The sequence below is a fragment of the Catenulispora rubra genome (genome assembly GCF_015356825.1).
GTDB classification, from domain to species: domain Bacteria; phylum Actinomycetota; class Actinomycetes; order Streptomycetales; family Catenulisporaceae; genus Catenulispora; species Catenulispora rubra.
In genome coordinates this window covers 1-10535 of record NZ_JAACYW010000374.1, presented here as the reverse complement: position 1 = coordinate 10535, position 10535 = coordinate 1, and the positions used below count along the sequence as shown (strand labels likewise).

The following is a 10535-nucleotide window of genomic DNA, read 5'->3' as shown; positions in this document are numbered from 1 at the left end:
GCCCCCAGATCTCCTCCCAGCCCTCGCGCAGCTCGCCGTCCGGCCGCCACAGCGGCCGCGGCACGATCCCGGGCTCGATCAGCTCCGTCCCCGCGAACAGGGCCCGGATCTCCGCCTCGTCGCGCATGTACATCTTCGACGTCGCCTGGTCCCAGGCCCGCACCGCCGCCTCGGCCTGCACCGGACGGCCGCCGTCGGTGATGTGCGAGACCACCAGCGCGCTGCCGGCCGGGACCGCGGCCAGGAACCCGGCCACGATGCCGTGCGGGTCGTCCTCCGGCGCGATGAAGTGCAGCAGCGAGTTCATCACGATCGCCACCGGCTGCTCCAGGTCCAGCACCCGGCGCAGTTCCGGGTCGGCCAGCACCTCGGCCGGGCGGCGGACGTCGGCCTCCACCACCGCCGTGTGCGCCGGGTCGGCGGCGGCCACCAGGGCCCGGCCGTGCACGGCGACCATCGGGTCGTAGTCGACGAACACGATGCGCGCCTCCGGATGGGCCCGCCGCGCCACGTCGCCGATGTTGTCGCTGCCGGGCAGGCCGCTGCCGAGGTCGAGGAACTGGGTGATGCCGGAGGCGGCCAGGAACCGGGTCGCGCGGTTGAGGAAGGCGCGGTTCTCCCGCAGGATCTCGCGGGCCTGCGGCACGTGCCGCAGCGCGGTCTCGGCGGCCTCGCGGTCCACGTCGAAGTAGTGCATGCCGCCAAGCAGGTACTCGTAGATGCGCGCGGTGTGCGCCTTCGTCGTGTCCAGTTCCGGCGGGACCCAGCCGGGGATCAGCGTGGCGTCGATGCTCTCGACGCCGTCCGCCGAGGTCACGGCGGACTCGGGGAGTCCGCCGGTCTTCGGGGCCTGATGTTCGTCAACCACCTGCGAGAGCCTAGCGGACGCATCCAAGAACCGACCCTTAGGGAAAAGTGCGGCGATCGGCCCTTGACACGCGGCGACTTTTGGTTTCTGGACGCCTGTCACTGTCCCGATACGCCTTGGACCCTACTTGTACGTCGTAATGTCGCCCCACAGCTGGTAGAAATTTTGGTCATGTCGAAGAATGCCAGGGCCCGACGAGTCCGCCGCCGCCTGATAGCCGGAGTGGCGGTGTCCACCATGGTCAGCGCGGCCTCGATGGCGGCCACCGTCAGCGCACAGGCCGACACGACCCCGTCCGGTGGTCAGTCGCCCGTGGCTGCTCCGTCGACGTCGTCGAGCCAGCCCAGCCAGCCGGATCCGACGTCGGCCACGACGAGCACGACGCCGACACCCACGCCGACCCCCACTCCGACGCCGACACCGACTCCCACCCCGACGCCGACGCCGACTCCTCCGGCCACGACGCCTCCCTCGTCGTCCGCGCCGTCCCCGACGTCGGACCCGACCCAGCCGCCGCCGACGCCGACCGCGCCGCCGACGACCAAGCCGGTCCCGTCCGCACCCTCGACGGTGCCGCCGACGCCGGTACCCACCAAGGCCACTCCGGGCCAGCCGGGCCAGCCCGTGCAGCCCGTCCAGCCGGCCCCGACGACGCCGAACCCGGCGCCGTACATCCCGCCGCCGGACCCGGTGCCGGTGCCGGTGCACCCGCCGGCGGGCGCGGGCCAGTTCGACAACTCGCTGGTCGCCACCACCGCGCTGGCCTACGTCGGCCGCTGGGGCGGCCAGGCCTGCGTGGACGCCAACCGCTTCCGCTCCGGCCAATGCCGCGAGTTCGTGGACTGCGTGGTGTCGCTGGCCAGCGGCGGGAAGATCTGGCCGGTCGACCCGGGCGGGAACTACCAGGTCGGGTTCAGCTCGGCCGGCGCGGTACCGGTGGCGCCGGCCGCGGCCGTCGAGGGCGACATCATCCAGATCGGCGACCACGACGACTCCAACCCGCTGCACACCGCGATCGTGCTGACCAACCACGGCGACGGCACGTACACCGTCGTGGACTCGAACTGGGTCGGCGAGCCGCTGATCAAGGAACTGGTCGGCGTGCACGACTGGACCCCGCCGGCCGCCGCGCAGTTCTGGCGCCTGGGCGCGGTCAACCCGAACAACCCCGGCTGGAAGATGCCGAAGAACGGCGTCACCGGCGGCTACAACCTGAGCGGCTACCAGCCCCCGGACACGGCGATCAACCCGGCGCCGCCGGCCCCGACCGCGAGCACGAACACCGTGAACGGCCTGGCGTCCGGGACCATCACGGTACGCTCGGCGGACGCCGACCCGACCCACCCCGCGGTCCGCATGCAGTACTGGATCGACGGCAAGTCCGCGCAGGCCATCGACAACGCCCCCGGCGGCGCGCTGCTGCCGCTGGACACCACGAAGCTGACCGACGGCCCGCACGTGATCACCACCCAGGCGATGGCGGACGACGGCGCCATCTCGCAGCTGTCGGCGCCGGTCACCGTCAACGTCACCAACCACCAGCTGACCGTCGCCGTCGCGGCCCCGAACGCGCCGCTGCTGTCGGGCACGGTGCCGCTGGGCATCGGCGCGGCCCCGGCCTCGGACCTGGCCACGGAGACGCTGACGCTGGACGGCGTGGCCATGGCGCAGCCGATGACCACCAGCAACCAGCTGAACCTGGACACCACGGCCCTGACCGCCGGCCAGCACCAGATCAAAGTCGCGGTGACCAACCGCGAGGGCAAGACCGTGACGTGGGGGCCGGTGAACGTGACCGTCACCGGCGCGGCCACCGGGCCCCGGGCGGTCCTGCCCTCGGCCACCGCCGGGCACGCCGACCTGGTCGCGGTCGACGCGACCGGCCGGCTGCTGCGGTACCCGTGGATCGCCGACGGGACGTTCGGCGTCCCGGTGCCGGTCGCGAACGGCTTCGGGGACGTCACCGCGCTCGTGGCGGGGCGCTTCACGGGCCCGGCCGGCGCGGTGCAGCTGCTCGCCGTGAAGAAGGACGGCAGTGCGCACCTCTACGGGTTCGACGCCACCGGCAAGGCCGTGGATCAGGGTGCTGTCAGCGGGCCGAAGTGGAACACCTTCCCGCGACTGTTCGCCGGGGCGTTCACCAAGGCCGGGCACGACGACCTGGTCGGGATCGACGCCGCCGGGCACGCGCAGCTGATCACGCTCTCGGTTCCGCCGGCGGGGACTCCCGCGACTCCCACCGCGGCCAATGCGACGGCCACCCCGACCGGGTCGCTGCCCGGATCGGGGACCACGGCCCTCGCGGGTTCCGACGTCATGCCCCTGTCCGGCCCCGGTGCCGATCACACGGTCGTGCCGGCCGCCGCGATCGCGGTGAAGCCCGCCTTCACCGCCGCGCTGAAGGCGCTGCCGCAGAACCCGACGCTCGCCGGAGCGGTGGCCATCGAGGCCGTTCCGGGCGCCGACGGGATCGACCAGCTGGTGTCCGCGGACGGCACCGGCGCGGTGGTGACGTTCACGTTCACCGCCGCGCAGGGATTCGTGCCGGTGAAGACCGCGCCGGGGGCACCGGCCGTACCCGCCGTGCGGCTGCCGGCTCCGGCCACCACGCCGGTGGACGCCGCGTTCGTCGGGAGCGACACGCAGATCCTGGTCACCGGGGCCGACGGCCAGACCTGGATCATGTCGCTGGCGCACCCCGACCGACCGGCTCAGGGTGCTGCGTTCCAGTCGGACATCGTGGTTCCGAACACGCAGCCCGCCCAGGGGCAGCACCGGCTGGCTCAGCCCCAGGGCTGATCGCACAGGCCGCGTCGGCACACGAAGCCGACGCGGCACTCGGCCCTGGCAGTCAGCGTGGCAGTCAGCGTGGCAATCGGCGTGGCAGCCGATACGGCATTCGCCGGAGAAATGGTGACAGCCGCCCGGGAACTGGGAGGTCTCCCGGGCGGCCGTCTACGCCTTGTCTATCAGGTTCGCCGATCCGGCGCCACGGTCCCGGGCTCACCGAGGGCCGACGCCGGGGGCACGGCGACTCCGCTCGCGCCCTCCCCGCCGTGCTCCTTGCGATCGTCCGCACAACGGTCCGTCAGCCGGAGGACCAGCACGATGTTCGCCAGCACGAGGACGGCGACGAGGGTGGCCAGCACGGACGAAAGGGACATGCGCACTCCTTGCCGAGCACCGCGGCCGAGGGACCGGCGCTTAAGGGTGATCAGGTGCGGATGCTAGCAAAGTCGGACCCGCGCGGGTAAGAGTGTGATTCCCCGGACGGCCCGTTTCCCTGGGCGAAGTATCTCAGGGTGTTCAGACAGTCACTCTCCGCAGTCGGATCCGCCGCGCGCGCCGCGCGCCGCAGCCTGCTGAACTCTGCAGGCCGCGGCGCTGACAACGATCGGAGAGCTGTTCGGCATCGTCGCTCCGAGCGTGGGGGATTTGCTTAGGAGCAAAAGCCCTCAGTACCGATAGTGCTCGGCCTTGTAAGGGCCCTCAATCGGTACGCCCAGGTACTCGGCCTGGTCCGCCGACAGCTCGGTCAGCTGCACCCCGAGGGCGTCGAGGTGCAGCCGCGCGACCTTCTCGTCCAGGTGCTTGGGCAGCCGGTACACGTCCTCCGTGTACTGGTCCTGGTTCGTGAACAGCTCGATCTGGGCCAGGACCTGGTTCGCGAACGACGCCGACATCACGAAGCTCGGGTGGCCGGTGGCGTTGCCGAGGTTGAACAGCCGGCCCTCGGAGAGCACGAGCACCGCGTGCCCGTCCGCGAACGTCCACTGGTGCACCTGCGGCTTGATCTCAAGCTTGGTCACGCCGGGCTGCGCGGCCAGGCCGGCCAGGTCGATCTCGGTGTCGAAGTGGCCGACGTTGCCCACGATCGCGTTGTGCCGCATGCGCGCCAGGTGCTCCACGCGGATCGCGCCGGTGCCGCCGGTCGCGGTGACGAACAGGTGCGCGTCCTCGACGACCTGGTCCAGCCGCGCCACCTGGAAGCCGTCCATCGCCGCCTGGAGGGCGTTGATGGGGTCGATCTCCGTCACCACGACGCGGGCGCCCTGGCCGCGCAGCGCCTCGGCCGCGCCCTTGCCGACGTCGCCGTAGCCGCAGACCACGGCCGTCTTGCCGCCGAGCATGACGTCGGTGGCGCGGTTCAGGCCGTCGGGCAGGGAGTGGCGGATGCCGTACTTGTTGTCGAACTTCGACTTGGTGACCGAGTCGTTGACGTTGATCGCCGGGAACAGCAGGCGACCCTCGCGGGCCAGCTTGTACAGCCGCGCGACGCCGTTGGTCGTCTCCTCCGACACCCCGCGCAGCACGGCGGCGATGCGGGTGAAGCGGGTGTCGTCCTCGGTGAAGCTGTCGGCCAGCAGACCCAGGATCTGGCGACGCTCCTCGTGGTCGCCCGGCTCCGGTTCCGGGACCCGGCCGGCCGTCTCGTACTCGGCACCGAGGTGGACCAGCAGGGTGGCGTCGCCGCCGTCGTCCACGAGCAGGTCCGGTCCGCGCCCCTCGCCGAAGTCGAAGAGCTGGCGGGTGCACCACCAGTACTCCTCCAGCGTCTCGCCCTTCCAGGCGAACACGGAGGTGCCGGTGGGCTTGTCGGGGGTGCCGTCGGGGCCGACGACGACCGCGGCGGCCGCCTCGTCCTGGGTGGAGAAGATGTTGCAGGACACCCATCGGACCTCGGCGCCGAGCGCTACGAGGGTCTCGATGAGGACCGCGGTCTGCACGGTCATGTGCAGGGAGCCGGCGATCCGGGCGCCGCGCAGCGGCTGGGCCGCGGCGTGCTCGGCGCGCAGCGCCATGAGGCCGGGCATCTCGTGCTCGGCCAGCTTGATCTGACGGCGGCCGTACTCGGCCAGTTCGAGGTCGGCGACGGCGAACCGTAGGCCGTCGATCTCCTGACTGTGGTGCTTCATGCTCGCTTTCCCGTCTTCGCATGAGGTGGTGGAACCCCGGGGAAGCACGAAGCGCGCCTCCACGAGGGAGGCGCCCTTGGGAAAGTCGTCGGGACCGAGCGTGGCGGATTCCAGGATCCGTTGCAGCGCCTCTCAGCTCCGGCGGCGCCGTGGTAAGTGGCGCCCAATAAATGTAGCGCGCGAGAGCCGGCTGTTCACAGCTGGCGTGTGAAGACCACCTTGGGGTCGCCCGGTCCGGCGTAGTCGTCGACGACCTCTGCGGCGAAGCCGATGGCGGTGTGGAAGGCGACGCTGTTGGTGTTCGCCACGCTGGTGATCGCCTTCAGGCTGGTGGCGCCCTGCGCCGCGGCCAGCCGGGCGAACTCCGCGTGCAGCCGGCGGCCCAGGCCGGTGCCGCGGGTGTCGTCGCGGGTGGCGATGAAGTGGACGTAGCCGACGTGGTCCTGGTTCACCCAGCCCATCAGGTAGCCGCGGATGCCGTCCGGGGAGTCGGCGACCACGCACGTCGGGCCGAACTCGTGGACCAGCGGGTAGTGGTGGCCCGCGCGCATGTCGCGTTCGCCCCAGTAGCGCGGCATGTCGGCGAGGATCTGGTGCAGGTCCGCGACGGTCATCGGGCGCATCGTCTCGCTCATGGGGAGATCTTGACACAGCACGAAGACGGGCCCGGAACCGGCGGGGCGAGCGCCGGTTCCGGGCCCTGTGGCGGGTCTGGTTGGTCTGGTTGGTCTGGCTGGTCTGGCTGATCTGGCGTGTCGGTCAGCGCACCACGTTCAGGAAACTCATCATGCCGTTGTCTTCGTGGGCACCGATGTGGCAGTGGAACATCCAGCGACCGGGATAGTCCTGGATCGGGATGCGGATGACGACTTTGCCCGGGACGCCGCTCACCGCGTGCGGAACCGGGACGACGTCCTGCATGTGGGTGTAGGGCACGGCCGTGCCGTTCACCGACATCTCCTGGAATGTGCTGGTGTGCAGGTGGAACGGATGGTCCTCGCCGCTCTCGTTGAGGATCGTCCACTCCTCGACGGTCCCGAGCTTGGCCGGGTCGGGGAAGACCGAGGTGGTCGGGTCGAACTGCTTTCCGTTGATGAAAAAGCTGAGCCCGTCGGGGCTCTCGCTCAGGTCGACGGTGCGCTGCTGCGCGATCTTGGCGTCGGCCAGGCTCGCGGGAGCGGTCTTGATCCCGCCGGTGAGGGCCGGGAGGCGGTTGACCGCGGTGCCGTAGACGTCCAGCTGCGCCAGGGTGGTGTCCGGGTACTGATCCCCTTGCGGGCCGTTGCTGTAGGCGGTGGTGCGCAGCCAGCTGTCGCCGGGGGTGCTGTTCGCCGTCACCAGGACTTCGTAGCGCTTGGCCGGGGGCAGGAGCAGGGTGTCCACGGTGCTGACGCCGGCGACCGGGACGCCGTCTTCGCCGACCACGGTGAACTTGTAGCCGTCCAGGCGCAGGCGGTAGAAGATGTCGGCTCCGGCGTTGATCAGGCGCCACAGCTGGGTCTCGTCGGGCTGCATGCCGACGACCGGCCGGAGCTGGCCGTTGACCAGGCGGATGGTCGGGGCGTTGGAGTCGATCTTCGAGGTCGCGGTGTTCTGGGTGATGGTGCCGTTGGCGTCGATCTGGGCGTCTTTGAGCACGAAGGTGTGCGCGACGACGTGCTGATAGGCGGCCGGGAGCAGGGTTCTGTCGTCGCCGACGATCAGGGCGCCGGACAGGCCGGCGAAGATCTGGTTCTCGACGTCGCCCGGCATGCTCGTCATGCCGGTGTTGCCCGCCGCGCCGTTGATCGGGCCGGTGACGCCACCGGGGCACATGGTGCCCATGGCGTGCGAGTGGTACCAGTACGTGCCCTGAGGATGGTCGGCAGGGATCGCGAGATGGTACGTGTAGGTGTCGCCCGGGGCGATGCACAGGAAGTCGTCGTCCGAATGGCTCATCGGGTCGATGTGCAGGCCGTGGAAGTGCACATTGGTGGCCACCGGAAGGTGGTTCACCACTCGGACGTCAACGTGGGCGCCGGGATTGAAGGTGATCGTCGGCGCGATGTAGGAGCCGTTGTAGGACTGGCCGTTAGCGGTCTTCCCGGCCAGGTCGAACCGGGTGTTGTGGGCGTCGAGCGTGACAGTCAGGTCCCCGTCGGCACCGGCGGCCATGACCGCGGTCGGCGGGTCCTGGAACGGCGCGCCGGAGACCATGCCCTGCTCCTGGTCGGTCACCGCCGGCGGCGCGTTCAACGTCCCTGTCGAGGACGCCAACGCGACCGCGCCGGTGGCGGCGGAGAGGATGGCCAGGACCGTGATCAGGAGCACGGCGCGGCCGGCTATCAGGGCTCTCAGAGGATCGTCGCGATTTCCTTTTCCAGGCGCGCGAAAGCGCCATCGAAGAGCAGCGGCCACGGCGGGTGTCCTTCCTGGGTTACCGGAACGAGAGGTGGCGGAGCCGGGTGACGCTGTGAATCCAAACCTGTGAATCCAAACCCTGCGCTTAAACGCTGTAGCGGATGGTCTGTCCGAGCAAGAATCTAAAACCTGCGGGGCTCTTGGTCCAGGGGACCACGACATGGACGCACCGCCGGGGCCCGGAAGTTGCGCCTGATGAGGGGGCGTAAGGGTGGCGAATTCGAGTCTGGGTGCCCGGCGCCTTGACGGCAACCCGGCGCCGACAGGGCAGGGTCACGCGTGCTGTCTGGGGTCGGTCATCAGGTAGGTGGCGAGCACGCCGGCCCCGAAGGCCAGGCTGTCGGTGAGGACGTGCTCGTCGATGCCGTGGACGTAGCGCCAGGCGTCGAAGCCCGCAGGCGTGTGCCCCGGGACGAAGCCGAAGCCGGGGATGCCGATCCTGGCGAAGGCCTTGGCGTCGGTGCCGCCGGTCATACAGAAGGGCAGCACGATCGCCTCGGGGTCGAAGGCGCGGAGCGCGGCGGCCATCGCGGTGAAGTCCGGGGCGGTGAAGTCGGCGCTGACCGGCGGGTTGTGGTAGCCGGTGCGGGTGGCGTCGGGGCCGAGGAGGGCGTCGACGGTCGCGAAGAACTCGGCCTCGGTACCGGGCAGCACGCGGCCGTCCAGGGCCACGCCGGCCTCCGACGGGACGACGTTGTGCTTGTAGCCGGCGCGCAGCATCGTGGGGTTGACCGAGTTGCGCAGCGTGTCGGCCAGCAGCGGCGCGGCGGCTCCCAGGGCACTCAGGTCGTCCGGGGTGATCTCGCGGCCGAAGTGCTCGGACAGGCCGTCCAGCAGGGCCCTGACGATCGGCACCACCCGCACCGGCCACTGGTACTCGGCGAAGCGGGTGACCAGCGCGGCCAGCTTGGCGATCGCGTTGTCGTCGTTGCGGCGCGAACCGTGGCCGGCGGTGCCGCGCATCGTGACGGTCAGCCACGCGCTGCCGCGCTCCCCCGCCGCGATCGGGTACAGGCGCGCGCCGTCGGATAAGTGCACCGAGTGGCCGCCGGACTCGCTGATCGCGGTGTCCACGCCCTCGAACAGGTCGCGGTGCTCACGGATCAGGAAGCCCGCGCCGAAGTCGCCGGTGTCCTCCTCGTCGGCGACGAAGGCCATGACGATGTCACGCGGGGGGCGCTGTCCGGTGCGGCACAGGTGCTGCACGAACGCGAGCATCATCGCGTCCATGTCCTTCATGTCCAGCGCGCCGCGGCCCCAGACGGCGCCGTCGCGGACCTCGCCGGAGAAGGGGTGGGACTGCCAGTCGGCGGGTTCGGCGGGGACGACGTCGAGGTGGCCGTGCACCAGCAGGGCCGGCGCGCCGGGGTCGGTGCCGGGGATGCGGACCACGGTGTTGGCACGGCGGGGCCCGGACTCCAGGACGACGGGGCTGAAGCCGGCGTCGGTGATCTGCTCGGCGACCCATTCGGCGCAGGCGCGCTCGCCGCGGCTCTCGCCGGCGCCGAAGTTGCTGGTGTCGAAGCGGATCAGGCGGGAGCAGGCGGCAACCGCGTCGGCGGCGAGCTTTTCGAGGTCGGAGTCGGTGGCGCGGGGTGCGGCGCCGGCACTCGTCTCAGAGGTCTCGGTCATCTGGTAGTCGTTCATGTCAGGCTCCGAGGACGCTCGCGTACAGGTCGAGTTCGGCTTGCAGGCAGACTGCCATGGTCTGGTCCTTGCGGAAGCCGTGCCCCTCTCCGGGGAAGCGGTGGTGGGCCCGGCACAGCCCGGGGTTGGCCGCCTCGACGGCCTTGACCAGGCGGTCGGCCTGGTCGGGGCGGCAGATCACGTCGTCCTCGCCCTGCAGCATGATGAACGGCGCGGTGATCTCGGCGGCGTGCGCCAGCGGCGAGACCCGGGCGAAGCGGTCGGCGTCCTTCTCGGGGTCGCCGACCAGGTAGTGGATGTAGCGGCTCTCGAAGTCGTGGGTCTGTTCGTCGTACCAGGTCGCGGGGTCGCTGATCGGGAAGTAGACGGCGCCGCAGGCGAAGTAGTCGCTGTGCGCGAGCGCCGCCAGGGTGGCCCAGCCGCCGGCCGAGCCGCCGCGGATGCCGGTGCGCCGCGGGTCGGCGAGTCCGGCGGCGGCCAGGGCGCGCGCCACAGCGACGGGATCTTCGACGTCGGTGATGCCCCAGGTGTGGCGCAGGCGGTCGCGGTAGGCGCGGCCGTAGCCGGTGGAACCGCCGTAGTCGACCGAGGCGACGGCGTAGCCGCGGGAGGTGAACAGCGCGAAGGTGAGGTGGCGGGTGGCGACGGTGCTGCTGGTCGGGCCGCCGTGGACGTCGATCAGCAGGGGCGGCGGGGTGTCGGAG

General features: G+C 71.0%; 9 protein-coding genes. 1 reads left to right on the top strand and 8 read right to left on the bottom strand.

The genetic code is table 11. The features are described 5' to 3' along the window. A partial coding sequence (locus GWK61_RS49250; RefSeq protein ID WP_323748115.1) for an SAM-dependent methyltransferase occupies window positions 1-868 on the bottom strand: 868 nt, incomplete at its 3' end. A 302-nt stretch (window positions 869-1170) separates the two neighbouring features. Next, window positions 1171-1461, bottom strand: a complete 291-nt coding sequence (locus GWK61_RS49245) for a hypothetical protein (RefSeq protein WP_194920574.1) — start codon at window positions 1459-1461, stop codon at window positions 1171-1173. A gap of 31 nt (window positions 1462-1492) precedes the next feature. On the opposite strand from GWK61_RS49245, the gene GWK61_RS49240 reads away from it, so the two are divergent. After that, window positions 1493-3667, top strand: a complete 2175-nt coding sequence (locus GWK61_RS49240) for a hypothetical protein (RefSeq protein ID WP_194920572.1) — start codon at window positions 1493-1495, stop codon at window positions 3665-3667. A gap of 170 nt (window positions 3668-3837) precedes the next feature. On the opposite strand, the gene GWK61_RS49235 is transcribed toward GWK61_RS49240, so the two are convergent. The 6 genes from GWK61_RS49235 to GWK61_RS49210 form a co-directional block, all read right to left on the bottom strand. Next, window positions 3838-4032: a hypothetical protein gene (locus tag GWK61_RS49235; RefSeq protein ID WP_194920570.1), complete on the bottom strand. Its 195-nt coding sequence runs from the start codon at window positions 4030-4032 to the stop codon at window positions 3838-3840. 291 nt (window positions 4033-4323) lie between these two features. After that, window positions 4324-5784, bottom strand: a complete 1461-nt coding sequence (gene ahcY / locus GWK61_RS49230) for an adenosylhomocysteinase (protein ID WP_194920568.1) — start codon at window positions 5782-5784, stop codon at window positions 4324-4326. A 194-nt stretch (window positions 5785-5978) separates the two neighbouring features. Beyond that, window positions 5979-6419 (bottom strand): GNAT family N-acetyltransferase, encoded by a 441-nt coding sequence (locus tag GWK61_RS49225; RefSeq protein WP_194920566.1) that lies wholly within the window; start codon window positions 6417-6419, stop codon window positions 5979-5981. A 124-nt stretch (window positions 6420-6543) separates the two neighbouring features. Continuing rightward, window positions 6544-8094, bottom strand: a complete 1551-nt coding sequence (locus tag GWK61_RS49220; protein WP_323748114.1) for a multicopper oxidase family protein — start codon at window positions 8092-8094, stop codon at window positions 6544-6546. 363 nt (window positions 8095-8457) lie between these two features. Continuing rightward, entirely contained in the window at window positions 8458-9831 is a 1374-nt protein-coding gene (locus tag GWK61_RS49215; protein ID WP_228564235.1) for a M20/M25/M40 family metallo-hydrolase, read from the bottom strand. A gap of 1 nt (window position 9832) precedes the next feature. Next, window positions 9833-10535 (bottom strand): prolyl oligopeptidase family serine peptidase (locus tag GWK61_RS49210; RefSeq protein WP_194920563.1); only part of this gene is annotated, 703 nt, incomplete at its 5' end.